Origin of the sequence: uncultured Rhodospira sp., assembly GCF_937138205.1 — a bacterium.
Classification (GTDB): domain Bacteria; phylum Pseudomonadota; class Alphaproteobacteria; order Rhodospirillales; family Rhodospirillaceae; genus Rhodospira.
In genome coordinates this window covers 1-25,323 of record NZ_CAKZOT010000082.1, presented here as the reverse complement: position 1 = coordinate 25,323, position 25,323 = coordinate 1, and the positions used below count along the sequence as shown (strand labels likewise).

Annotated in this window: 18 protein-coding genes and 1 tRNA gene; 8 read left to right on the top strand and 11 right to left on the bottom strand. The window is 68.8% G+C overall.

The features are described 5' to 3' along the window. Positions 1-149: 149 nt before the first annotated feature. The 5 genes from cobN (at position 150) to Q0309_RS11890 (ending at position 7,537) form a co-directional block, all read left to right on the top strand. Positions 150-4,142: a cobaltochelatase subunit CobN gene (gene cobN / locus Q0309_RS11910; protein ID WP_299441045.1), complete on the top strand. Its 3,993-nt coding sequence runs from the start codon at positions 150-152 to the stop codon at positions 4,140-4,142. Between the two features lie 312 nt (positions 4,143-4,454). Then, positions 4,455-4,772, top strand: a complete 318-nt coding sequence (locus Q0309_RS11905) for a hypothetical protein (RefSeq protein ID WP_299441042.1) — start codon at positions 4,455-4,457, stop codon at positions 4,770-4,772. Positions 4,773-5,283: 511 nt separating this feature from the next. Continuing rightward, positions 5,284-5,574 carry a PAAR domain-containing protein gene (locus Q0309_RS11900; RefSeq protein ID WP_299441039.1) on the top strand — a complete coding sequence of 97 codons (291 nt, stop codon included), beginning with the start codon at positions 5,284-5,286 and terminating at the stop codon, positions 5,572-5,574. A 439-nt stretch (positions 5,575-6,013) separates the two neighbouring features. Continuing rightward, positions 6,014-6,958 (top strand): UDP-3-O-acyl-N-acetylglucosamine deacetylase, encoded by a 945-nt coding sequence (gene lpxC, locus Q0309_RS11895; protein ID WP_299441037.1) that lies wholly within the window; start codon positions 6,014-6,016, stop codon positions 6,956-6,958. A 505-nt stretch (positions 6,959-7,463) separates the two neighbouring features. Further along, positions 7,464-7,537 (top strand) — tRNA-Gln (locus tag Q0309_RS11890). Between the two features lie 349 nt (positions 7,538-7,886). On the opposite strand, the gene Q0309_RS11885 is transcribed toward Q0309_RS11890, so the two are convergent. Together Q0309_RS11885 and Q0309_RS11880 are read right to left on the bottom strand one after the other, a co-directional pair. Beyond that, positions 7,887-8,165, bottom strand: a complete 279-nt coding sequence (locus Q0309_RS11885) for a CopG family antitoxin (protein WP_299441034.1) — start codon at positions 8,163-8,165, stop codon at positions 7,887-7,889. Between the two features lie 197 nt (positions 8,166-8,362). Beyond that, a complete protein-coding gene (locus Q0309_RS11880; RefSeq protein WP_299441031.1) occupies positions 8,363-8,788 on the bottom strand; it encodes a hypothetical protein in 426 nt (141 codons plus the stop codon). A 169-nt stretch (positions 8,789-8,957) separates the two neighbouring features. Between Q0309_RS11880 and Q0309_RS11875 the strand changes: the two genes are divergently transcribed. After that, a complete protein-coding gene (locus tag Q0309_RS11875) occupies positions 8,958-9,536 on the top strand; it encodes a DUF6338 family protein (protein WP_299441028.1) in 579 nt (192 codons plus the stop codon). 318 nt (positions 9,537-9,854) lie between these two features. On the opposite strand, the gene Q0309_RS11870 is transcribed toward Q0309_RS11875, so the two are convergent. From Q0309_RS11870 to Q0309_RS11845, 6 genes are all read right to left on the bottom strand, one after another. Next, positions 9,855-11,270: an FAD-binding oxidoreductase gene (locus Q0309_RS11870; RefSeq protein ID WP_299441025.1), complete on the bottom strand. Its 1,416-nt coding sequence runs from the start codon at positions 11,268-11,270 to the stop codon at positions 9,855-9,857. Further along, positions 11,267-12,241 carry a phosphoserine phosphatase SerB gene (gene serB, locus Q0309_RS11865; RefSeq protein ID WP_299441022.1) on the bottom strand — a complete coding sequence of 325 codons (975 nt, stop codon included), beginning with the start codon at positions 12,239-12,241 and terminating at the stop codon, positions 11,267-11,269. The genes Q0309_RS11870 and serB overlap by 4 nt, the downstream gene beginning before the upstream one ends. A 117-nt stretch (positions 12,242-12,358) precedes the next feature. Next, on the bottom strand, positions 12,359-13,807 hold the full coding sequence (locus Q0309_RS11860; protein WP_299441019.1) for a PAS domain S-box protein: 1,449 nt from the start codon (positions 13,805-13,807) through the stop codon (positions 12,359-12,361). Between the two features lies 1 nt (position 13,808). Then, positions 13,809-14,120 (bottom strand): circadian clock KaiB family protein, encoded by a 312-nt coding sequence (locus Q0309_RS11855; protein WP_299441016.1) that lies wholly within the window; start codon positions 14,118-14,120, stop codon positions 13,809-13,811. After that, on the bottom strand, positions 14,120-15,784 hold the full coding sequence (gene kaiC, locus Q0309_RS11850) for a circadian clock protein KaiC (protein ID WP_299441013.1): 1,665 nt from the start codon (positions 15,782-15,784) through the stop codon (positions 14,120-14,122). The genes Q0309_RS11855 and kaiC overlap by 1 nt, the downstream gene beginning before the upstream one ends. A gap of 329 nt (positions 15,785-16,113) precedes the next feature. Continuing rightward, on the bottom strand, positions 16,114-16,671 hold the full coding sequence (locus Q0309_RS11845; protein WP_299441010.1) for a hypothetical protein: 558 nt from the start codon (positions 16,669-16,671) through the stop codon (positions 16,114-16,116). Positions 16,672-16,932: 261 nt separating this feature from the next. Between Q0309_RS11845 and Q0309_RS11840 the strand changes: the two genes are divergently transcribed. Beyond that, complete coding sequence (locus Q0309_RS11840) at positions 16,933-18,570, top strand: tetrathionate reductase family octaheme c-type cytochrome (protein WP_299441007.1); 1,638 nt, start codon at positions 16,933-16,935, stop codon at positions 18,568-18,570. 73 nt (positions 18,571-18,643) lie between these two features. On the opposite strand, the gene Q0309_RS11835 is transcribed toward Q0309_RS11840, so the two are convergent. Then, positions 18,644-19,129: a hypothetical protein gene (locus Q0309_RS11835; protein WP_299441003.1), complete on the bottom strand. Its 486-nt coding sequence runs from the start codon at positions 19,127-19,129 to the stop codon at positions 18,644-18,646. A gap of 86 nt (positions 19,130-19,215) precedes the next feature. Between Q0309_RS11835 and Q0309_RS11830 the strand changes: the two genes are divergently transcribed. Continuing rightward, the gene (locus tag Q0309_RS11830; protein WP_299441000.1) at positions 19,216-20,607 is read left to right on the top strand and encodes an AmpG family muropeptide MFS transporter; all 1,392 of its coding nucleotides are present in this window, start codon (positions 19,216-19,218) and stop codon (positions 20,605-20,607) included. A gap of 13 nt (positions 20,608-20,620) precedes the next feature. On the opposite strand, the gene Q0309_RS11825 is transcribed toward Q0309_RS11830, so the two are convergent. Continuing rightward, positions 20,621-23,230 carry a penicillin-binding protein 1A gene (locus tag Q0309_RS11825; RefSeq protein WP_299440997.1) on the bottom strand — a complete coding sequence of 870 codons (2,610 nt, stop codon included), beginning with the start codon at positions 23,228-23,230 and terminating at the stop codon, positions 20,621-20,623. A 184-nt stretch (positions 23,231-23,414) separates the two neighbouring features. Continuing rightward, a complete protein-coding gene (locus Q0309_RS11820; RefSeq protein WP_299440994.1) occupies positions 23,415-24,824 on the bottom strand; it encodes an N-acetylmuramoyl-L-alanine amidase in 1,410 nt (469 codons plus the stop codon). Positions 24,825-25,323 lie beyond the last annotated feature (499 nt).

Sequence of the window (25,323 nt, the reverse complement as noted above, 5' to 3'; positions counted from 1 at the left end):
GACTACCTCGCAAGCGTCGTCACGGCATGACCCGTTCACCCGATTCCCCTGGCGGGCGGGGCCGCTCTCCACCGCCCAAACTCCACCGCCCACCTCCATCACCACGACAGGGCTCGCGCCGGGGCGGCGCAGCCCTTACCTTTCCCCTCATGCATCTGCTCGCCGCCACGCCGGGCGTGGTCAGCGACGGCAGCGAGGCCGTGGACCTGGGCCAGGACCCCGCCGACGTCGTCATCCTGACCGCCGCCGATACCGAAATCGCCTGCCTGTCCGCCGCCCGCGCGCGGCTGGGGACGGGCTTGCCGTCGCTGCGGCTGGCCAACCTGACGCGGCTGGGCCACCACTACTCGGTGGACCTGTACGCCGACGCCGTGCTGGCCCAGGCCAAGCTGATCGTGGTGCGGCTGCTGGGCGGGCGGGCGTACTGGCCGTATGGCGTCGAGCGGATCACCGGCATCGCGCGGCGCACCGGGGCGCGGGTGGCGTTCCTGCCCGGCGACGCCAACCCCGACCCCGACCTGGCCGAGGCCTCGACCCTGCCGGCGGCCGAAGTGCACCGCCTGTGGCAGTATCTGGTCCATGGCGGCGTCGACAACGCCGGGCACCTGCTGCGCCGCTGCGCCGATCTGCTGGGGGTGCCGGGCTTCGCCGACTGGCGCGAGCCGGCGCCGCTGCCCCCCGCCGGCCGGCACGGACCGGCGCCGACGGGCACGCGGCCCGTCGCCGCCCTGGTGTTCTACCGCGCGCTGGCCCAGGCCGGCGATCTGGCGGTGGTGGAGGCCCTGCGCGAGGCCCTGGCCGCCGAGGGGCTGGACACCCTGGCGGTGTTCGTCACCAGCCTGAAGGACCCGGTGGCGGCGGCCGTGCTGGGCGAGATCCTGGCCGAAACGCCGCCCGACCTGATCCTCAACCTGACCAGCTTCGCCGTCGCCTCGCCCGACCACGCCCGCGCCGGGCCGTTCGCCGCCCACGACGTCCCCGTGATCCAGGCGGTGCTGGCCAGCGGCGCGGCCACCGCCTGGCGCGAGGGGCAGCATGGCCTGATGGCCCGCGACATCGCCATGGCCGTGGCCTTGCCGGAAGTGGACGGGCGCGTGCTGTCCCGCGCCGTGTCGTTCAAGGGCTTGCACCAGTGGGACGAGGCGGCGCAGGTGGACGTCAACGGCCACGTGCCCGAGCCAGACCGGGTGGCCTTCGTCGCCGCCCTCTGTGCCCGCTGGGTGGCGTTGCGCCGCACGCCGCCGGAGCAACGGCGGGTGGCGGTCCTGCTGGCCAACTACCCCAACAAGGACGGCCGCCTGGGCAACGGGGTCGGCCTGGACACACCGGCCGGCACGGTGCGCGTTCTGGAGGCGCTGGCCGAGGCGGGGTATCGCGTGGACGACCCGCCGGCCGACGGCGCCGACCTGATGGCCCGTCTGCGGGCCGGCCCGACCAACGCCCTGGAAGCGCGCGCCGGGCGGGAGGTGCGGGTGGTGCTGCCGCTGGAGACCTACCGCAAGGCTTTCGACCGCTTGCCCGAGGCCCTGCGGACCGAGATCACCGACCGCTGGGGCGAACCGGCGGACGACCCGTCGTTTCTGCCCGACCGGGGCGGGTTTTCGCTATCGGTGATGGCGATGGGGCACGTCGTCGTCGGCATCCAGCCGGCGCGCGGCTATCACATCGACCCGGTGAGCAGCTATCACGATCCGGCGCTAACGCCGCCGCACGGCTATCTGGCGGTCTATGTGTGGCTGCGCGACGTGTTCGGCGCCCATGCCGTGGTCCACATGGGCAAGCACGGCAATCTGGAATGGCTGCCGGGCAAGAGCCTGGCCCTGTCGGCGGCGTGCTGGCCCGAGGCTGTGTTCGGCCCGCTGCCGCACCTGTATCCCTTCATCGTCAACGATCCGGGCGAGGGCACCCAGGCCAAGCGCCGCGCCCAGGCGGTCATCATCGACCACCTGACGCCGCCGCTGACCCGCGCCGAGAGCTACGGCCCCTTGCGCGACCTGGAACGGCTGGTGGACGAGTACCACGAGGCCGCCGGGGTGGACCCGCGCCGCCTGCGGGTGCTGCGCGAAGAGATCCTGTCGCTGGCCGAGACCAGTGGTCTGGCGGCGGACCTGGGCCTGCCGCCAGCTCGCGACGCGGCCATCGAGGCGGACGCCGAAGAGGCGCTGGCGGCGCTCGACAACCATCTGTGCGAACTGAAGGAATTGCAGATCCGCGACGGGCTGCACGTGTTCGGGTGCTCGCCCTCAGGAGACCAGCGCACCGACCTGTTGCTGGCGCTGGCCCGGCCACCGCGCGGCGATCGGCCGGCGGAGGCCTCGCTGACGCGGGCGCTGGCGGGAGATTTGGGGCTGGGGTTCGATCCGCTGGAGACGGGCGACCTGGGACGCCCCTGGACCGGCCCGCGTCCGGATGTGCTGGCCGGGGATGGAGCCGGCTCGACGGGCGCCGTTGCCTGTGAACCCGCGCTGCCTTCACCGGCCGGGGATGCGGTGCGAGACCAAAAGGCCGTCATTGCGAGGAGCGCAGCGACGAAGCAATCCAGGGCGGAGACCGCACACCCAAGCCCTGGATTGCTTCGCCGGCGTCCGGAGACGCCGGCTCGCAATGACGGAGGCGAGCCGGCGTCCGGTCCGGACTTTCGGCCCGGCACACAGGGCCACCACAGAGCGGAGGCCGTGTCGGACCCCTGGCGCACCGCCGGCGACACGGTGGAGCGGCTGGAGGCCCTGGCCCGTGCCCTGGTCGCGGGCAGGGTGGAGCCCGATCCGGCCTGGACCAAAACCCGCGCCGTGCTGGACCACGTGCGCGAGACCCTGGGTCCGGCGGTGGACGCGTGCGGCGGCGCGGAACTCTCGGGCCTGCTGGCCGGGCTGGACGGGCGGTTCGTGCCGCCCGGTCCCTCCGGCGCGCCGACGCGCGGCAAGCCGGAGGTGCTGCCCACCGGCCGCAACTTCTTCTCGGTGGACAGCCGGCGCGTGCCCACCCCGGCGGCGTGGACGCTCGGCTGGCGCTCGGCCATGCTGCTGATCGAGCGCCACGCCCAGGACCACGGCGACTGGCCGCGCGCCGTCGCCCTGTCCGCCTGGGGTACGGCCAACATGCGCACCGGCGGCGACGACATCGCCCAGGCGCTGGCGCTGATGGGCGCCCGGCCGCGCTGGGAAACCACGTCGGGCCGGGTGATCGGCTTCGAGATCCTGCCCCTGTCGGTGCTGGACCGGCCGCGCGTGGATGTCACCCTGCGCATCTCCGGCTTCTTCCGCGATGCCTTTCCGGCGCAGGTGGACCTGGTGGACTCGGCGGCGCGGGCCATCGCCGCGCTGGAGGACGAGCCGCCGGACCTGAACCCGCTGGCCGCGCGGGTGCGCGCCGACGCCGCGCGCCTGGAACGCGAGGGCGCCGATCCCGCCGCCGCCCGCCGGCGCGCCGGACACCGGGTGTTCGGCTCGCGCCCCGGGGCCTACGGCGCCGGCCTGCAGGCGCTGATCGACGAGCAGGGGTGGGAGACGGATGCCGATCTGGCGGCCGCTTATGTCGCCTGGGGCGGCCATGCCTACGGCGACGGGGCGGAGGGCGCGGGCGCGCGGGACCTGTTCGAGGCCCGCCTGTCCCGCGTCGACGCGGTCCTGCACAATCAGGACAACCGCGAACACGACATCCTCGACTCGGACGACTACTACCAGTTCGAGGGCGGGTTGACGGCGGCGGTGCGCACGCTGTCGGGGCAACAGCCGGCGGTCTATCATTCCGACCACAGCCGCCCGGAAAGCCCGCGCGTGCGCACCCTGGACGAGGAGATCGCCCGCGTCGTGCGCGCCCGCGCCGCCAACCCGAAGTGGATCGCCGGCGTCATGCGCCACGGCTACAAGGGCGCGTTCGAGATCGCCGCCACGGTGGACTATCTGTTCGCCTTCGCCGCCACCGCGCGGTGCGTCAAGGACCACCACTTCGACCTGCTGTTCGACGCCTATCTGGAGGACGCGGCCGTACGCGATTTCATCGCGGACGCCAACCCCGAGGCCCTGCGTGAGATGGCCGCCCGCTTCCAGGAGGCGCTGGACCGGGGCCTGTGGCGCCCCCGGCGCAATGACGCGACCCTTCGTTTGGCGTCGCTTCTCGGGCAGGCTCATGCGGAAGAATGAGTTGGAGTCCTAAAGAGGCGCCAAAAGAACGAAGCTTTCAAATATTCGGACATCTTGCGTCAAGTATTGGACTCGCCGATAGTCATGGTTCGGAAACCGGATTGGTGCTGATGGCGACGGAGCGACGTGGCTCCTCCGCCGCCGGTTTCCGTTGTCCGAAGAACGCGGACCGCTCCCGTCCCGGGCGGACCCGTCGCGCCCCGCCCGGGCCATCCGCAGAACGCATCGGGAGCCAATGCCCCGCCCCTGGCTGACGGCGGGAGAGGCTGAGATGGCGCGACAGGGTTCCGATCATCGTGGAGGGGTGGAGATATGGATACCGAGACCGAAACCGTGACCGCCGAGGCCGAACCGACGCCGGCCGCCGAGGCGCGGGAGCCCGTGAAGACCGAACGGGAAAACCGTCAGGTCGAGCGATTCCTGTTCGTGTTCGCGATGGTCATCCTGCTGGATATCATCGTATTCGATGCGCTGGGCGCGGTGTTCCTGCCGTTGCTGATCGTGGTTCTGGAGGTGGTGTTCCTGGCGGTGCTGGCCCGCGTGATGGGCATCCAGGAAATCGGCGACCTGGTCCGCCGGGTCACGCAGTGGGCAAAAGGCCTGGGCAACCGGGGCTCGAAGACGGCTTAGTGCAGCGACGCCGCCAAGGGTTACATCATTGAGGTGCGCGACCGGACCGGCCCGCGCGGGCCGGTCCGGTCGGTCCTTGCGGCGAAACCACGCCGCTTAAGGAGGCCCGGGGGAAAGAAGGCCCGGGGCGCTGTCGGGCGCTCCCGGGCAAGGTGATGGAGAGAGAGAAGCAGAAAACCAGGCCGGTCCGGAGGGTATGGGCCGGCCGGTCCCCTTCGAAACGACGGCCAGACAGTGACCGGACGCTCCATATCACGACGTAGGGCCGCGATGTGGCTTCGCCAAGACGGAACCACGGCCTTAGTTTGGCACAGGTCGATGGCCGAGGCGGTGACCCGGGTCACAAACCGGTGAAAAACGGCGGCCAGCGGTGTTTTCGCAACGCATCGGTCGCGGCATGGATCGCAGCCGGAACCGTGTGCTATGGTCGGGTTTGCAAGGGCTGGACCACCGGTCATCGGCAGAGCCGAGTGGTACCCTTGGTTGGCCCGCCATCCTGGAGTGTTCGGCCATGCCCATGCCCGCCTCTCGCGTGACCGATAATCATGTCTGCCCCATGGTCACGGGGCTGGTGCCGCACGTGGGCGGGCCGATCCTGCCGCCGTGCGCCGTGACGGTGCTGATCGGCAACCTGCCGGCGGCGCGGGTGGGGGACATGTGCACGTGCGTCGGGCCGCCCGACAGCATCGTCGTCGGATCCCCGACCGTCCTGATCAGCGGAATGCCGGCCGCGCGCATCACCAGCAACACCGCGCACGGCGGCGTCGTCGTCATGGGCTGCCCCACGGTGCTGGTCCCCTGACGCGACCGCCGCCCGCGCCGCCCCATATTGGGCGTGGTTCCGACACTGGATACAATGGGTGGCGCCGTGCGGCGCGACCCGCCAAACGCGCGCCGTGTTGCCGGGTCGGGGCCGCCCCGCTGGCACGCCGTTTTGACGGCCGTTGAGGTGTGCTCCGCAACGCCTTGTTTCCGGCCGATTTTTCCCGCCTATGCGAACGCAACATTTTGAAACAATGATTGATTTGCGCCGAGTCGCGCCGGCGCCTAACTCTAGGTCTGGACATACACGAACGTTTCGCTGGGACATTCGGTGAACCGGGCGGCACGGTCAGGGTGACGGACACGCGGCGGACACGCGGCGGACACGCGGTGGCGCCGACGGCCCCGAGACCCCTCCGGCGGCACATCCCAAACAGCCCGGATCAGTCCACCGGCAGCAAACCCGTCAAGGACCTGTGATGATGAATGCGCGCCCCTCATCCCGCAACGCCACGAACCAGCAGACCCTGGCCGCGCCGGTGACGGTTTCGGGCATCGGCCTGCACACCGGCGAAACCGTCACCCTGACGCTGCGCCCCGCCGAGGCCGACAGCGGCGTGTGGGTCCACCGCGCCGACGTGACCGACCGCGACCCGATGATCCCGGCGCGCTGGGACCATGTGGTCGACACCCGCCTGTGCACCGTGCTGGGCAACGCCGCCGGGGTGACCGTCTCGACGGTCGAGCACCTGATGGCCGCCCTCGCCGGCCTGGGCGTCGACAACGCCGAGATCGTCGTCGACGGCCCCGAGTTGCCGGTCATGGACGGCTCGTCGGCCGCCTTCGTCGCCCCCATCGAGGCCGTTGGTCTGCGCGCCCAGCAGGCACCGCGCCGCGTCGTGCGCGTGCGGGATCCGGTGACCGTCGAGGACGGCGACAGCGTCGCCGCCCTGCGGCCGGCGCCGCGCGGCCTGACCATCGACGCCGGCATCGACTTCACCAGCGCCGCCATCGGCCGTCAGCGCCGCGTGGTCACCGTCACGCCCGACAGCTTCCGCCGCGAGTTGGCCGACGCCCGCACCTTCGGCTTCCGCCACGAGGTCGAGGGCCTGCGGGCCATGGGTCTGGCCCGGGGCGGCTCGCTGGACAACGCCGTGGTGGTCGACGGCGATGCCGTCATGAACCCAGGGGGCCTGCGCCACGACGACGAGTTCGTGCGCCATAAGGCGCTGGACGCGCTGGGCGACCTGTACCTGGCCGGCCACCCGATGGTCGGAGTGTACGCCGGCCACCGCCCCAGCCACCGCCTCAACAACCTGCTGCTGCGGGCGCTGTTCCAACGGCCCGAGGCGTGGCGGATCGAACCGGCGATGGGCACCGTCGCCGAGGTGCGCGCCGACGCGGGCGACCGCCGCCGGGCGTAAACCCCGCGCGCGGTTTGGCATTTGGACAAGGCCACGCCAAGACCCTGCCCGGCCCGGGCTATTGGGTGGAGGCACGGCGGACCACTGCGGCGTGCGCTTGTTCTTGAAGACAACCGCGACCCCGAACCAGCCCCCGCGACCATCGGCACGATGGTCGCGTTTCTGGTTGGGGTGACCCCCGCCCCACAAGGGGGCAGTCCAGGGCGAATACATCATGAACACGCCCTGGATTGCTTCGCTGGCGTCCAAAGACGCCGGCTTGCAACGACGGGTTTTGTGCGGGCCTCTACCCCGGGGGGCCGGCTCGACGATGGGCCTCCGTTCACCCGATTGCCCTGGCCCGTCCGGACTCTTCCCTTCCCATGCCCGCCAGCGTGTGCTAAACACCCTCCCCCAAACGCGGTCGGCCCACTCTTGGCCGCCGAGTTTGGGAGTGTGGGGCCGAACCAGTCGTCATCATGGTCGGCGCCCTGCCCGGGTGCGCGTCGGCCCAGCGCTCCCCTGCTGGGGGATAGTTTAACGGTAGAACAGCGGACTCTGACTCCGTCAGTCCTGGTTCGAATCCAGGTCCCCCAGCCACTGATTTTGTTAGGCTTTTTCCTCGTTGGTCGATGACAAGTCGGCCCGGCTTGAAGGCCGGTTTGAAAAAAAACGCCGGGGGCCGTCTCGCCGACTCCGGCCACCTCTACACCTCTACACCTCTACACGGGCCGGCGGGAGTATGTCCGGGACCTCGAACAACTCCACCGTGATGTCGCGCACTATCGGGACATGGGCACCGCTCTGGCCCAAGAGGGAGCGCCAAAAAAACGCACGCACGCACGCCAACGGCCAGGACCGAGACCGGGGGGCAGGTCCTTTCCCCTGGCCTGTAAACGAGATCAGCGGCGGCCACGCGACCAACTGATGGACAGGGGCCTTCACTGGATTATGGATGATCGCCGGAAAGGGCCTGCTCAATGGCCTCACGGACAAACCGCTGGTAAGGCATGCCGCGCGCCTGGGCGCGGGCCTTCACCGCGTCGTGCAAGGGTTCGGACAGACGCATGTTCACGCGGGCATCTTTGCGGGCGAACTCGAACGCCGCCGGCTGAAACCCGGTAGAGTCGTATTGACTCAGATCGGTCTCGTCGACAAACCGCTCGGCTTCGGCGTCGGTTTCATGACGGGGCAGGTCTCGCAGCCTGTCCTTTGGTTTGTCGCTCATAGTGCGCGACCTCCTTCCTGTGCATGTAGCCGGTCGCTGATCGGCCGCAAGGCTTCCTCCTCAATAGCAGTCGCGACACCGCTATCCTGGCACATTGAGGCCGTCGGAGGGGACGTCCACCCCATCGATAGCCCTATCCACGCGAGGGCGTTCAGTTCCCGCCTGTGGCATGAGGGGCCCATCATGACACATGCCCTCTACCGGGCGCCCGGCTCGGGGTCGGGATCGGGCGCCACGTAGACCTTGCAGTTGGAATAGCCGTCGTTGAAGAAGTGGTAGGTCATGTTGGGCTCGGCCTGTCCGGTGGGGTCGGACAGGTTGTAACCGCGCTTGGCGATACCGGTATAGCCGCGCCCCGGGTTCTGCTTGCCGAGATACCCAATGTACAGGCTGTTGTTGGCGCGCTGATTGAACAGACCCTTGCGGCACAGCCGCGTCAGCTCGGGGTCGGGCTCGCCCACCTCCCAGAACGGGGCGATGGCGATGCCGTACTGGCGCGTCTTGCCCGCCTCGCGGGCCTCCGCCGGAAGGGTCGCCGACAGCAAAAGGCCAGCCGCCACCACCAGCCCGGCCAACCCAGCCGGCCCTGTCTCTCGTCCCCACCTGTGCCTGCCATGGGCCATCGCACGCGATCCGTCCGTGTCACCGATGGGGGGAGGCTAACGCGGCAGGCCCCACCATCCGGTTAACGGCGGGTCGGATGGTCGGCGGCCGGCCCTGCAACCCCTCCATATACACGGGGCGGTCCGTGCGGTACCGTCGGGCTCCCGGCAACAAGGCGAGGGCGCGCCAATGGACTTGCCAAAGGCCGACGAGGTGTATTTCGCCATTGCGGCGATGGCCCCAGGATTCGTGATTCTGGCCTTGCGGAGCCAGTTCGTGGCGGGGCGCCTGCCGGCAATCAAGGAAGGCGCCATCTTCTACGTCATGATTTCGGTTCTGTATTATTCGATAGTCGTGCCCATATTCAGCATGATTGATATTTCTGGACCACTATATCACCTGACGTTGTATTTTTTTCTTCCAGTTGTAATCGGTGTTGTTCTTGGCGTCAGCTATCAGCATCAACTTGTTCGCACGCTGGCCCGAAGGATGGGTCTGAACATCATCCATCCGGCGCCCAGCGGGTGGGACCTGATGTTCGCGCAGACCCGGACCCGGCCATGGACCTGGATCATTGTCACGACGCGGGACAACGAGAGGATCCACGGCCTGATGGGGGGCAAGTCCTTTGCCTCGTCGGCGGGAACCGACCGGGACCTGTTCATTCAAAGACTGGCGGACCCTGACTTCAATCTCGTGGACCGCGAGCACGGCTTGTGGATCAGGGCGTCAGACATCAAATTCGTTGAGGTCATCCCGGACGAATAGCCCGTCCGGTAAGGTCCCAAAACCGCAACATTTTGTGTTCTAGCCCCAAAGCGAACACCTTTCGCGGTACGAACCAAGGCTGTTCGGACAGACACGAAGGAGGCGTCCATGGCGCGCGACAGACAGACCACAAAAAAGGTCCCGCTCCGCGGCAAAGGCCGTCCGGGGCAAGATGATCCCGCGGTTCAGTGGGTCGATCGGGGCGGATATCAGCCGCCGACGTCCTCGGAGGGGCCGAAGAATCCGCCGAAATACCCGAGCCCGATCCAGACGGCCCCACCGCAGCCAAAGGGCAAGCCTTGATGGCGCCCCCGGCCGTTATACCACCACCTTGCCGGGATTGAACCGCCCGTCCGGGTCGAGCGCGTGCTTGATGGCGCGCATCATCTCCAATTCCACCGGCGCCTTGAGGCGTTCCAGTTCGCCCACCTTGAGGCGGCCGACGCCGTGCTCGGCGGCGACCGAGCCGTCCATGGCGGCGACGATGTCGTGCACCATGTGGCTAACCTCGTCCCAGCGGGCCAGATAGGCCGCCTTGTCCATGCCCTCGGGCTGGGTGAGGTTGTAATGCACGTTGCCATCACCGACGTGGCCGAACGGGCAGGGGCGGATGCCGGGCAGAATGTCCTCCACCGCCACGTTGGCGCGGGCGATGAACGCCGGGATCGACGAGACCGGCAAAGAGACATCGTGCTTGATCGAGCCGCCCTCGAACGCCTGTGCCTCGCTCATGCTCTCGCGCAGGCGCCACAGCCCGTCGCGTTGGTCCAGGCTTTCCGCCAGCACGGCGTCGGCGATCATCTCCTGTTCCAGCGCCTCGCCCAGCAGCTCCTCCAGGTCGTCGCGCACGCCGGCGTCGGCGCGCGGGCTGGACAGCTCGATCAGCGCATACCACGGCCACGGCGCCTCCAGCGGATCGGCGCAGCCGGGCATGTGGCGGGCGGTGATCTCGATGCCGAAGCGGGGCATGAACTCGAACGCCGTCACGGCATCGCCCGACCAGGCGCGCGCATGGCGCAGCAGGGCGGTGACCTTCTCCAGGTCGTCCAGGCCACACAGCGCCGTGGCCGTGGCTTTCGGCCCCGGATACAGCTTCAGCGTCGCCGCCGTCACCAGCCCCAGCGTGCCCTCGGAGCCGATGAACAGGTGCCGCAGGGCATAGCCGGCGTTGTCCTTGCCCAACCGGCGCAGGCCGGTCCAGATGCGGCCGTCCGGCAGCACCACCTCCAGCCCCAGCACCTGTTCGCGCATGGAGCCGTAGCGCAGCACGCCCGTGCCGCCGGCGTTTGAGGCGATCGAGCCGCCGATCTGGCAGGTGCCCTCGGCGGCCAGGCTGACCGGGAACAGGCAATCGGCGTCGGCGGCGGCGCGTTGCAGGTCGGCCAGGATCACCCCGGCCTCGACCGTGACCGTCAGGTTGACCGGATCCAGGTCGCGGATGCGGTTCAGGCGCGCGGTGGAGATCACCACCTCGCGGCCGTGCTCGAACGGCACGTTGCCGCCCACCAATCCCGTATTGCCGCCCTGCGGCACCACGGGCGCGCCGGCGGCATGGCAGGCGGCGACGACGGCCGCCGCCTGCTCGGTGGTGGCCGGCTTGACCACGGCGCGAGCCTTGCCATGGAACAGACCGCGCGGCTCCTCCAGGTGGGGCGCCATGTCGGCGGCCTCGGTCAGCACGGCGGCGGGGCCGACGATCTCGGCCAGGCGGTCAAGCAGCGGGTCGGCGGTCATGCCCTCTCCCTGAATGCGTCGCGGGTGTAGCCCTGAGCGAACAACAGGGCCGTCAGGTCGCCGTGGCGGACGACGGCGCGGGCCTCGGCGGAGACAGCAGGCCGCGCGTGAAAGGCGACCCCCAGGCCGGCGGCCATCAGCATCGGCAGGTCGTTGGCGCCGTCCCCCACCGCAAGCGTGCGGGCCATGGGCAGACGCAGGCGGCCGGCGTGTTCGACCAGGGTGGCCAGCTTGGCGCGGCGGTCGCGCACCGGCTCGACCACGGCGCCGGTCAGGCGGCCGTTTTCGATCACCACGTCGTTGGAGACATGATCGTCGAACCCGCACTGCTCGGCCACCTTCGCGGTGAAGTACCGGAACCCGCCGGAGACCAGCAGGCAGCACGCGCCGTTGGCCTTCATGGTGGCGACCAGGGCGCGGGCGCCCGGTGTCAGGCGGGTCTCGGCCCAGGTGCGGGCGAAGGCCTCCTCGGACAGGCCGGCCAGCATGGCCACCCGTTCGCGCAGCGCGTCGGCGAAATCGAGTTCACCGTTCATGGCGCGCCGCGTGATGCCGGCGATCCGGTCGCGCAGGCCCGCGTGCTCGGCCAGATCGTCCAGGGTCTCCGACGTGACGATGGTGGAGTCCATGTCGGCGATCAGCAGCGCCTTGCGGCGGTCGGCCGTGGGCTGGGCCAGCACGTCGACCGGCGCGTCGCCCAGGGCTGTGCGGGCGACGCCCTCGGCCTGATCCGGCGCCAGGCCGGCAAAGGCGATGTCGCACGCTTCGCCGGACGCCAGCCAGCGCGGCCGGTCGTCCTCGGCGCCGAGGCGGCCGAGCGCCGCGCGCACGGCATCCACGGCCGGCGCGCTCAGCGCGTCGGTGCCGGGGGCGGCGATCAGCGTCAGCACATGGTCGAGTCCGCGCGCGCCCGGCGAGGGATCGTCCCCCCCCGGATCGGTCAGGGGGCGAGGCGTGGACGGCGTGTCCATGAAACAAGCGCTCCGGCAATGGCGGGGGCGCCCTCACCCCGAGCGGGGCGGGCAGGGTCCTTTAGCGCGGATCGGGGGTGGATGGCAACGTGCGGGGTGGGACCGTTCCGCACCCTGTTACGCCGTATCGCCGGCCTCGGCCTCTACGGCGGCCGGCGCGCCGACCCGTGTGGGCGGAAACCACAGCATCACCGTTGTGCCAACGTTCGGCGTGCTGTCGACGGTCAGTTTGCCGCCAAACAGGCGCATGATCTGCACGCACAGGTACAGCCCGAGGCCGGTGCCCTTGTGTTTGCGGGCATGGGCGCTGTCGATCTGTTCGAACGGCTTCAGGGCCTTTGTGACCTCGTCGGGGCTCATGCCGATGCCCTCGTCGGCAACGCGAACCTCCAGGCTCCCGTCGTCGGCCAGGGCAGCCGTGAACCGGATCGGACCGTTCGGCCGGTTGAACTTGATGGCATTGGTCAGAAGGTTGTAGAACACCTGGACCAGGGCGCGCTGGTCGCCGCGCAGGCTCGGCAGGTCGTCGGCATGGTCGATGACGATGGTCTGGTCCGCCTCGGCCGCCATGGTCGCCGTCTGCTGCCGGGCCAGGGCCATCACCGTGGGCACGACCACCACCTGCTCCTGGATTTCGAACTTACCGGCCTCCACCTTGGACAGGTCGAGCAGGTCGTCGACAAGGCTGATCAAGAGCTCGCCGCTGGCGTGGATGTCGGCGATGTATCCTTCGTAATGCTCGTCACCGAGCGGCCCGAACATGTGCATCTGGATCATTTCGGCGAAGCCGATGATGGCGTTGAGCGGCGTGCGCAGGTCATGGCTCATGGCCGCCAGGAATTCGGACTTGGCGTGGTTGGCCTGCTCGGCGGCCGTCTTGGCGGCCAGGATCGACGCCTCGGCGCGCTTGCGCGGGGTGATGTCGCGGATGAAGACGAACAGGCGCCCGTCGGCGATGGAGGGCGCGAAGCTGACGCTGACCTCGACCTCGATGATCCTGCCATCGCGCGTGCGATGACGCGTCTCGAACATGGCCCCGCCCGACTCCAGGACCTCCGCCATGCGGGCGCGCACGGCGTCGGCGTCCTCGTCGGCGTCGACGAAATCCGGCCGGCAGCCCAGCAATTCCGAGCGGCTGAACCCGGTCATGCGCAGGTACGCGTCATTGACCTCCAACAGTTGACCCGTCGCATCCGTCAACCAGAAGCCATCGTTGGCGGTGGCGATCACCGCCCGATACGTCGCCTCGCTTTCGCGCAGTTGTGCCTCGGCCTCGTAGCGCCCAGTCATGTCGCGCAGGGAGACGAGGGACAATGTGTCCGTCTCCGCCTGTAGCGGCACGACCTGCATTTCGGCGATCACGGGGCGGCGGTCGGTGCGGGGAATGGTGATCTCGACCGGGCCCGTGGTGCGGATGGGCGCGGAAAACGTGGTGCCGGCCAGCGCGTCGGCAGGGTGGCCGAACAGCATCGCGGCCTGATGGTTGGCGTAGACGATGCGGCCGCTGGACTCCAGCAGGAGGACCCCCTCCGCCAGATGGTCCAGCGCCAGCGTGTACAGTGTCACGTCAGGGGTCATCGTGGTGGTGGTGGTTTTCGGCGCCGAGGGCATCATAGGGCGGTCCCAGGTGAGCGCGCACGGCGTCGAGGTCACGCAGGTCCCCAACGATGCGGGCGGGCGTGTCGTCGGTGCGGATCAGGGTTGGCGTGGCGAGGATGCGCGCGGCCTCGGCCGCGCCCGGATCGTCGCGAACATCGATGACCTCCACGGGGCCGAGGGTGCGGGCGTTGGCGATCGCGCGCCGCACGGTCTCCGACTGCCCCAGCACGAACAGCCGCAGGACCGGCGTCTGTGGCGATGGGGGCGGTGCCGTGGCCATCAGCCACCTCCTCGGGCGGCCGAGACCGCCCTGGCATCCGCGTGCACGTTCTCCAGGGCCCGTTGAAGGTCGTTGATCTCGTCCCGCAGCCGCTCGATGGCCTCTTCGCGCTCCAGGCGTGTCTGGGCGAGGCGAGCATCAAAGGCCCCCGGCAGCACCTCCAACTCGCGTTGCAGCCGCTCCAGCCGGGTGCGCATCCGGGTGTGTTCGTGGCGTTCCGCCTGTTCGCGGATCAGCTTTTCCGTGCCGAACACGAAACTGCCGCCGCCCACGTACGGGTCTTCGATCGCGATGCCCTGGTCGGTGATCCGGAACTCCTTGATCTGGTGAGAGATGTTCGCCCCACGCCCCTTCAGGACCCGGATCAGGCGCACGTATTCCCCGACCTGCCGTTGCAGTTCCAGACGGATCCACGTGTCGAGCAGCGACGACAGTCCCATCTGGCTGACGCTGTCCTGGGCGTCCCACAGCAACTCGACCATGATGATCAGAATGCCGCGGCTCTTGCAGGTGTCGATCAGGCGCAGCAGCATACTCTTGACGGTGGTCACGTCGCCCAGGTCGGTCATCGAGGTCACGGCGTCGATGATCAGCACATCCGGCCGGTCCGTATCCGCCATGCGGGCCAGCCGGATCAGGTGCTCCTCCAGGCCGCAATCGACGGACCGGGCGCGCACGAACCGCAGGCGGCCGTTCTCGACAAACGGCCGCAGGTCGATCCCGACGCCGTGGAAATCGTGCGTGAGTTCGCTTTCTTCCTGCTCGAAGGTCTTGTAGACGACCCGCAGCCCGTCGGCACACAAACCGGCGGCGAGTTGGCCGCACAGCGTCGACTTCCCGACGCCGGATGTCCCGGTGATCATGAGCGACCCGCCGCGATACAGGCCGCCGCCCAACAGGGCATCCAGGCGCGCGTGCCCCGTGCTGACCATGCCGGCCCGCGCGTGATACTGCCCCTCAAGCTGTGTGACGGGCATCAGCGACGGCCCGGCATCGTCGATCATGAACGGGTATTCGTTGGTGCCGTGCTGAACGCCGCGCATCTTCGTGACACGAAGCGTGCGCGTCATCAAACGGCGCTCGACCGTCTGGCGCAGTTCGATCACCGCGTCGACGGCGTAGTCCACCAGACTGTCGCGGGCCGCCTCGGTCTCGGCGGACGAGATCAGCGTGGTGATGCCCGAGTCGCGCAGCAGGCGCAGCAGGTCCAGCGTTTGCCGCGCGGCGATGCCGCTGGGATCGAAGGCATAGGCGAGACGGTTCAAATCGTCGATCGCCAGCCGGCCCATGGTGGGGTCGGCGCCGCCGGCCCCCAGGGCGGCGTCCAGCCGCACCTTGATGACGGTCTGATCGAGGGCGCCGGTGACCAATTCGCCCGGCACCGGACGCAGATCGACGAACACCAGCAGGCCGTCGGCCATCCACTGCTCGACGGGATGCCCGAACGCCTTCATGTGCTCCTGCAGGCGCTCCGGCGACTCGGTGCAGGTGGCGCACACGGCACGCGTGCCCCGGCTCGCCCCGTCCGCCAGGAACTGAAGCAGGAACAGGGTCTTGCCACACCCCGGTTGCCCCATGATCAGGGTGGGACATGCCGCCAGATAGCCGCCGGCCAGGATCCCGTCCAGTCCGGGAACGCCCGTGCCAACCTGTTGGAACTCCATGAATATCACCTCGGAGGCCGAGTGCTCAAACACGCCTCTGTTCCGTGCCCACCGGCGCGTATAGGACAATTCCAGGGAGACTATCGCAGACGCGCCGTCGGGCGCGACAAAAACCGGCCATCGCTCCGGGATACCTGGGGTGCCGACAATGCACACGACGACACCAGCCGGGCGGGCGATCCGATTGACACATCCGCGAAGGCGGCGGGCGCTGCCTGCACGGATGTGTGTATCGGATCGCCCCGTTTACGGGGAGGGTTGGAGAGCGGTTTTGTCCCTTCCTGTCGGCTCGCCCGGGCTTTTGGCGGACACGTGGGAGGGACCGCGCGCTAGCTGGATGGGCGCAGGGCGGAGGCGCCGAAATAGAACGCGATGATCGACGTGAAAAAGCCGCCGAGCCACATGATCGTCGTGTCGTATTTTTGTATGATATCGGAAACGTAGCGATCCTCTGTCGTCTCCATGCCGTTTTGCATCGTCGTCACCGACAGCGGGTCGGCCCATCCGAAGGCCTCGACCATGATCGCCAGCACAAGCAGGATCGCCGCCACGACGATGGCCCCCAGGGAGATGTACGCCATCCGGCGCCGGTTCCGGAACCGCTCGCGCGACATCATGAACAGCAGGACCTTTTCGTCCTTGGTGTAGGCGTCGTCCTTCAGAATTTCCCGCATGACCTCGACGGGATCGCGGGCGGATTGCGACTGTTTCGCGAACGACGCCAGCACGGTTTGCGCGGTCGACGTGTCGGCCGTGACGGCCTTCGCCTGCTCTTCCGTGTGCTTGATCTTTTCGGTGACGAAGGCGACCAGGTCCCCGATCGCCGGTGACGGGTCGATCTTGTGCTTTTCCAGGATGCCCTGAAGGTCGTCTTGAAGCGTCGCCACCGGTCGCCTCCCCCCCGCCGCGAAGCCCGGCCGTATTGTCCCGGCCCGGTAACGATACAGTGCCAAAGACACGGCGCGGTGTCCACTGCGCAGGAGACACGGCCAGTGCGTTCCGTCCCAGTGCGTTCCATCAATGCGTTGCGCGCCTGAACCGGTTTTCCTGAAGACGATGACACCACCGTGACCCCGCCGGCCGGCCGCCGGGACGGACAGGGTCCCATCACAAAAAATCAAGCGGCGGCCAACAGGGAGACAACCAAGATGCCGGGAGGAGTCTGCCATCCCCTATCGGGCCGTGACGTCTGGTCCGGTCTTGTCATGGCCGCCGGCCTATGCCTCGCCGCGATCGTGGCCGGGGTGCCGTCGGTCGGCCACGCCGATCCCCAGGGGGCCATCGGCTCCACCGGGGCCTGGGTGACGACGGCCGAGAATTCCACCGCCGACCATACCACGTTCGAGGAGTTGAAAGGGCCGTTCGCCGACGGCCCGGCGGTGACCGAGGCCTGCCTGCACTGCCACACCAACGCGGCCAAGCAACTGCACCAGACGACGCACTGGACCTGGACCTATGACAACGCCGTCACCGGCCAGACCGGCCTGGGCAAGCGCAACGTGGTCAACAACTTCTGTATTTCCATCGAGACCAACTGGCCACGCTGCACAAGCTGCCACATCGGCTACGGCTGGGAAGATGAAAGCTTCGACTTCACGTCGGAAACGGCGGTCGACTGCCTCGTCTGCCACGATACCACCGGCGACTACGTCAAGCCGCCCAAGGATGCCGGCCGCGCCGATCCGTCGCTGGACCTGGCGGACATCGCCCAGCACGTCGGCCCCACGTCCCGCGCCAACTGCGGCGCCTGCCACTTCAACGGCGGCGGCGAGGACGGCGTCAAGCACGGCGACCTGGACACCTCGCTGATCGAGCCCACCTTCGCCCTGGACGTGCACATGGACGCCGCCGGGCTCGATTTCCAGTGCGCCACCTGCCACACCACCGGCGGCCACGAGGTGACCGGCAGCCGCTACGCCCCCAAGGCCGTCGACCGCACAGGCATCGACGTGCCCGGCCATACCGACGACACCCGCGCCACCTGCGAGAGTTGTCACGGCATGACGCCGCATCCGCAGCAGTCGAAGCTGAACGACCACACCGACCGCGTGGCCTGCCAGACCTGCCACATCCCGGCGTACGCGCGCGGTGATCGCCTGACCAAGATCGCCTGGGACTGGTCCACCGCCGGGCGCCTGACGGACGCGGGCGATCCTTTCACCGAACACAACGAGCACGGCTACGTCAGCTATACGTCGAAAAAGGGCCACTTCGCCTGGGCCGGAAACATGACGCCGGAATACCGCTGGTTCAACGGCGTCATCCAGTACGTAAAGAAGGGCGAGACCATCGACCCGTCAGGGCCGGTCACGCTCAACGCCCCGGCGGGCGCGGCCGACGACCTGGACTCGCGCATCTGGCCGTTCAAGGTGATGCGCAGCCGCCAGCCCTATGACGCCGGGCGCAACGTGCTGGCCCTGCCGCATGTGTTCGGCAAGGACGACACGTCGTTCTGGAACAATTTCGATTGGCCCAAGGCGTTGCAGGCCGGCATGGCGCTGCAGCCGGTCGGGTTCTCCGGGGACTACGGGTTCGTCGAGACCGAGACCTATTGGCCCCTGAACCACATGGTGGCCCCGAAGGAGGACGCCGTCGCCTGCAACGAATGCCACAAAAAGGGCGGCCGGCTGGGGGCGCTGACCGATTTCTATATGCCGGGGCGGGATACCTATCCGTGGCTGACCGTGACCGGATGGGGGCTGGCGGGGCTGACCCTGCTGGCGACCATTGTGCATGGCCTGGCCCGCATCGTCGCCACCGTCCGCCGCCGGACCCGGGGCGGGTGAGGGGGCTGGCATTTGCCGCACGATCGGACGGCGGGTCACCCGCCGTCCGAGCCTGCCTGTGGCGTCGCAGGGATTATCGATCCAGGCCAGCGCCAGCCCGGTACGGCCCGGCGGACGCGGTTCGCGCGGCGCGGTAGGCGGAAATATGCCTCGTCGTCACGCCGGGCCGTCCGATCGCACGGGCCAAGCCTGCGCGGTCAAAACGGCCGATCCGTGACAGGGCTTCCGTCAACGCTATCCAATGCCGGGACCAGTATGTGTCAATAAACGGCACCGTCACCGACACGACCTGACCCGCCGCGTTGCGAACAACGATCATTTCGTCATCGGTCAGGTCCGCTTCGGCCCCCGTATCGTCGGCATCGGCCTCAAGATAGAGCGTGCCTGTGTCCGCGTCGTAGCTGGTGATGCGCAAAAGGGGGCCGTCGGACGGTTTGTCATCAGTCATGGGGGTCGTCCTTGGCCCGAACCTGTCAATTTGGACGCTGTCTCCATAACGTGCGAGGATGCTACGCGTCGGCCTCATGGAAAGCAACACTGCGACGAGTAGGTTTCTCATCGAGCGCTCCTTGCTTCAGCGGATACTGAACACGATGATGGTGGCACCATCGACATTCCTCCCCCCGCTGAAAGGCTCCTGCCGCCGTGATCCCCGCAGCGTCCTCCCCTCGCCTTCAGGCCTGGTGGCACAGCCTGGCCGTCTACCGCGACGTCCGCGTCATCCGCGTGCTGTTCCTGGGCTTCTCCAGCGGGCTGCCGTTGCTGCTGGTGTTCTCGACGCTGTCGTACTGGCTGGCCGAGGCCGAGGTCTCCAAGGCGACCATCGGCCTGTTCGCCTTCGCCAGCACGGCCTACGGCTTCAAGTTCCTGTGGTCGCCACTGGTCGACCGGCTGTCGCTGCCGCTGCTGACGCCCCTGCTGGGGCAGCGGCGCGGCTGGCTCCTGCTGGCCCAACTCCTGATCATCGGCTGCATGGTGGGGTTGGGCGCGACCGACCCGGCCGTTGATCTGTGGTGGACGGCCCTGTGGGCGGTGCTGCTGGCCTTCGCCTCGGCCACCCAGGACATCGTCATCGACGCCTACCGTGTCGAGAGCCTGGAGGAACACCAGCTCGGCGCCGGCGCCGGGACCATCGTGCTGGGCTACCGCATCGGCATGGTGGTGGCCAGCGGCGGGGCGCTGATCGTCGCCGACGTCGCCGGGTGGTTCTGGGCCTATTCGGCGATGGCCGGACTGATGGGGATCGGCATCGTCACCGCCCTGCTCAGCCCCGAGCCCGACCGCGCCGCCGCCACGGCCAGCGTGCGCGAGCAGGAATCGCGCGTCGAGGCCCTGCTGGCGCGCACCGCCCATCTGCCGGGCTGGGCGCGGGAGACGCTGGGGTTCCTGTACGGCGCGGTGGTGTGCCCGTTCGTGGATTTCATGACGCGGCGGCACTGGATCTGGATCCTGGTGTTCATCGCGCTCTACAAGTACGGCGACGCGCTGCTGGGCATCATGGCCATGCCGTTCTATGAGGAAATCGGCTTCACCAAGACCGAGGTGGGCGTGATCTCCAAGGGCTACGGCGTGGTCATGACCATCGTCGGCGGCCTGCTGGGTGGCCTGATGGTGGCGCGATTGGGCATCATGAAGGCGCTGTTGATCTGCGGCGTGGCGCAGGCGGGCTCGAACCTTGTTTTCGCGTGGCAAGCGTACGTGGGGGCGGAGCTCGGCTGGCTGGTGGTGACCATCAGCGTCGAGAACCTGACCGGCGGCATGGGCACGGCGGCGTTCGTGGCCTACCTGTCATCGTTGTGCAACATCGCCTACACGGCGACGCAGTACGCGCTGGTCTCTAGCCTGATGAGCTTCGCGCGCACGTTCTTCTCGGCCGGCGGTGGCTGGCTGGCGGAGCAGGTGGACTGGGTGACGTATTTCCTGGTCACCACCCTGGCGGCCGTGCCGGGGCTGCTGCTGCTGCTGTGGATGATGCGCACGTTCCCCAGCGGCGCGACGCGGGCGGACCCGAAGGCGGCGCTGGCGGACGATGATTGAGGGGCGCGGGTCCTCAATACAACCCGCCCGCCTGGGGCGCGGCGGGGCTGCCCGACGGTGGCGGTGGCGGGGCCGCGCCCGCCTGTCCGCCCACTTGGCCGCCGACCTGCCCCTGGCCCGGTTCGACCGGCTGTCCGGGCTGATAGGCGGCCGAGGGCGAACGGCCCGCGGTTCCCGGCATCGGCACCACGCCCACGCCCTGGGTCGAGGGCACAGCAGCGGAACCGTAGTCCCCTGACACGCCATATCCTCCCGCGCCCGAGCCATCCAGCACGGTCGGGTTGGTGACCGGTCCCTCACCCGGCTTGAACGCCTCGGTGATGGCGCCCTCGCCGCCGCTGGCGCGGGTTCCGGTCTGACGGTCGATGCTCACGAACTGGATGCCCGGCGGCACCGGGAACGGACGGCCCGGTGTGTCCTCCAGGGCGGCCAGCATGAAGTCGCGGAAGATCGGGCCGGCGGCGGTGGAGCCGGCCTCGCGCGGCCCCAGGGTGCGCGGCTCGTCGAAGCCGACGAACACGCCCACGGCCAGGTCGGGCGAGAAGCCGACGAACCAGGTGTCGACGGCGTCGTTGGAGGTGCCGGTCTTGCCGGCCAACGGCTTGCTGATGGCCGCCCCGATGCGCCCGCCGGTGCCGCGCCGCACCACGCCTTCCAGGATCGACACCATCTGGTAGGCGGTCAGGGGGTCGATCACCTGGGGGCGCGGATCGGGGAGGGCCGGCACCGGCTGGCCGGTCCAGCCGACCTCCTGGCAGCGTCCGCACGGACGCCCGTCGTGGCGATAGATGGTCTCGCCGTGGCGGTCCTGGATGCGATCGATCAGGGTGGCGTCGATGCGCTTGCCGCCGTTGGCGATCATGGCATAGGCGGTGGTCAGCCGCAGCACGGTGGTCTCGATGGAGCCGAGCGAGGCGGCCAGGTAGCGCGGCATGTCGTCGGCGACGCCGAACCGCTCGGCGACGTCGGCCACGTTGTCCATGCCCACGGCCTGGGCCAGGCGCACGGTCATCAGATTGCGCGACTTCTCGACGCCCATGCGCAGGGTCGAGGGGCCGTAGAACCGGTTCGAGTAGTTCTTCGGCTTCCACTTGGCCAAGCCCGGCCCCTGGTCGTAGACGAACGGCGCGTCGAGGATGATCGACGCCGGGGTGTAGCCGTTTTCCAGCGCCGCCATGTAGACGAACGGCTTGAAGGCCGAGCCGGGCTGGCGCAGCGCCTGGGTGGCGCGGTTGAACTCCGAGCGTTCGGCGGAAAAGCCGCCCATCATCGCCAGTACGCGGCCGGTGTGCGGATCCATGGCCACCAGGGCGCCCTCGATCTCGGGGATCTGGCGCAGGGCGTAGGTGCCGGTCGGCTCGCCCTCGTCGTTGGTGACCTCTTCGACCAGCACCACGTCGCCGAGCGACAGCACGTCGTCGGCGCTGTCCGGCGCGGGGCCGACGCGCTGGTTCTCCCGCCACGGGCGCGCCCATTCCATGGTCTCGAACGGCATGGTGGCTTTCTCGCCGCCGGGCAGGCCGAGGGTGACGGCTTTGGCCTCGACCTCCAGCACCGCCGCCAGCGTCCACTCCTCGGGCGCGCCGGGCGGCCGCTCGATTGCCTCCAGCGGTCCCATCCAGCCGGGTTCGTCGGGCAGGGTGGTGACCGGCCCGCGCCAGCCGTGGCGGCGGTCGTAGGCGGCCAGCCCCTCGCGCAGCACCCGACCGGCGATCTTCTGCAGGCGCGGATCCAGGGTCGAGCGCACGGCCAGCCCGCCCTTGTACAGCGCGTCCTCGCCGTAGCGGTCGGCCAGGGTGCGGCGAATCTCCTCGGAGAAGAACCCGGCGCCGTAGACCGCCTGGGTCTCGTCGCGCTCGCGCAGCATGATTGACGCTGAACGGGCCTGCTCGGCCTGTTCGGGCGTGATGTGGCCGTCGTCCAGCATCCGGCCGATGACCCAATCACGGCGGGCGTAGGCGGCACGGGGATTCTTGACGGGATGGTAGTTGTTGGGCGCCTTGGGCAGCGCCGCCAGGAAAGCGGCCTCGGAAATGGTCAGTTCGTCGACCGACTTGTTGAAATAGTTCAAGGCGGCGGCGGCCACGCCGTAGGACTGAAAGCCGAGATAGATCTCGTTCAGGTACAATTCGAGGATGTGGTCCTTGGTGAACGCCTGCTCCAGCCGGAAGGCGAGCAGCGCCTCGCGGATCTTGCGCTCGATCGAGACCTCGTTGGTCAGCAGGAAGTTCTTGGCCACCTGCTGGGTGATGGTCGACGCACCCTCCGGCCGCCTGCCGGTGTTCAGGTTGCGGACGTTGGTGATGACGGCGCGAGCCAGCCCCAGAGCGTCGATGCCCGGGTGGCTGTAGAACGACTTGTCCTCGGCCGACAGGAAGGCATTGCGAACCCGCTCCGGGATGGCCTCGATGGGCAGGTAGACGCGCTTCTCGATGGCGTATTCGGCCATCAGCCGCCCGTCCGAGGCATAGACGCGCGTGGTAACCGGCGGCTCGTAGGTCTTCAGGTGCCGATAGGCCGGCAGGTCGGCGCTGAAATGCCAGAACAGGTAGGCAACGACGGCCAAGCCGACCACCGACAGGACGATCGTGCCGCTAAGAAAGAGCCGGAATACCTTCAACATGGGGGGCCGTCGCGCGTTCTGGGAATGAAACCAATGGGCAGGGGGCATGACCATTGGCGGGTGTGGCCGCTCCGCGCCTGCCAATTCGGATCGCCGGGGCGGGGCGGGACGCATGGCGTTAACGCCAGGATCGCACTCTCGTTCCGTTAGGATGGGAATGTGGCGCGGTCAAGGCCGCCGCGTCTCAGGGCAGCCGCGCCCCCTGGACGGTGGTGAAGAACCGGTCCAGCGAGCGCACCACGGCCTGCGCCAACTTGGCGCGGTAGGCCCGCTGGCGCAACAGCTTCTCGTCGGTGGCGTTGGACAGGTAGCCCATTTCCAGCAGCGCCGACGGCACGTCCGGCGCCTTCAGCACCGCGAACCCGGCGAACCGGCGGCTGTGGTTCAGCGTGCGGATGTCGGGCGGCAGCTCTTTCAGCAGCGCGTTGGCGAACGAGACCGAACGGTTCATGGTCTCGCGCTGGGCCAGGTCGATCAGGATGCTGGTGACGTCGTGTGATTCGTGCTGCAGGTCCATGCCGAGGATGATGTCGGCCTTGTTCTCGCGCTCCGCCAGGGCGGCCGCCTCGGCGTCGGACGCCTTCTCTGACAGCGTGTAGACCGACAGGCCACGGACCTTGGGATTACCGATGGCGTCGGCATGGATCGACACGAACAGGTCCGCCCCGGCCTCGCGGGCGCGCCGCACCCGCTCGCGCAACCGCACCGAGACATCGCTTTCGCGCGTCATGAAGACGCGATAGCGGCCGGTGCCGACCAGCACCCGGCGCAACTCGCGGCCCATGGCCAGGGTGATGTCCTTCTCGTAGACGCCGTGCACGCTGATGGCGCCCGGATCGCGCCCACCGTGCCCCGGATCGAGCGCGATCAGTGGCTTGTGGGGCGGTGGCGGCTTGCGCGCCGGGACCGGGACGAAGGCGACTTGGGACAGCGCGGCGGCGCCCGCGCCGGCGGCGGTCAGTTCGGTCCCCGTGGCCAGAATGGAGGGCATCGGCCGCGGCAGCTCCTGCGGCGGCGGCTCTGGCGGCGGAACGGGGGGGCTCGCGACCGCCGAGGCAGGGGGATCTGGGGTTTCGGGCGTCTCGGACGGCGCCGGGGCGACCGCCGCCGTCGTCGTGGCAGGGGTCTCCGGTATCGGTCCGCCCACGACCGCATGGGCGTGGCCGGCCGTCTCGCGGAAGGCGCGGGCCGGCGTGTCGACGACATCCACCACCAGGCGCCACGCGTGGCCGTCGCGCGGCGACAGGGCAAAAGCCGTCTCGATGCGGGCCGGCCGGGTCAGGTCCAGCACCACGCGTGTCAGACCGCCGTCCAACAAGCCATAGCGCACGCGGGCGATATGGCCCGTGCTGTCGGGCAGCGCACCGGCCGGCACCAGCCAGTCGGAGTCCGCCAGGTCGATCAACAGCCGGGCCGGCTCGGTCAGGGTGAAAACCCGGTAGGTGGGCTCGCCGGCCAGATCGATCACGACGCGCGTCTTGCGGGTGTGTTGGCCGAGCCGGAAGCCGGTGGCCTTGTTGGCCGCCAGCGCCTCGACCGCCAACGCCGGCCCCAACAGCACGCCGGACGCGCCGGCCAGGGCGCCGGTCCGCAAGAGGCCGCGACGCGAGGACGGCGCCGACAAAGACGACAAGGAAGGCGTTGCCGGCGTCACGCCGGGATCGGCCCCGGGAGGGGACTCCCAGGGGCCTGGCCCCGTGTGACCGTGCGCGCTGGCCCTCATGCTGTCCGTCCTATGGCAAGCAACGATTCCCATGCACCCCAATCTTCGACCAAGATATACGCCTATCCACACAAGCCTTCAACAACAAAAGAAAAATCTTTGTACGCGAATTCGATCCAAACACCGGCCATTTCGATGAACACAGTTCGATGAACAAAGGGGCGTTGACCTCATCGCGATGGGTGACCCGTTCCGGGCGCCTCCATCGGGCACAGCCCAGCGGCGCGGCGGGTCAGGTCGGGCCGGCCGAGCCGGCCGAGCCGCGATGGCGCCGCGCACGCGTCTGACCCAAAGCAGTACATAGCATATTGTCGGGACGACATGCGGTGACTATTCTCTCAGATGGATTTTCGTTGTCGGTCGTGAGGCT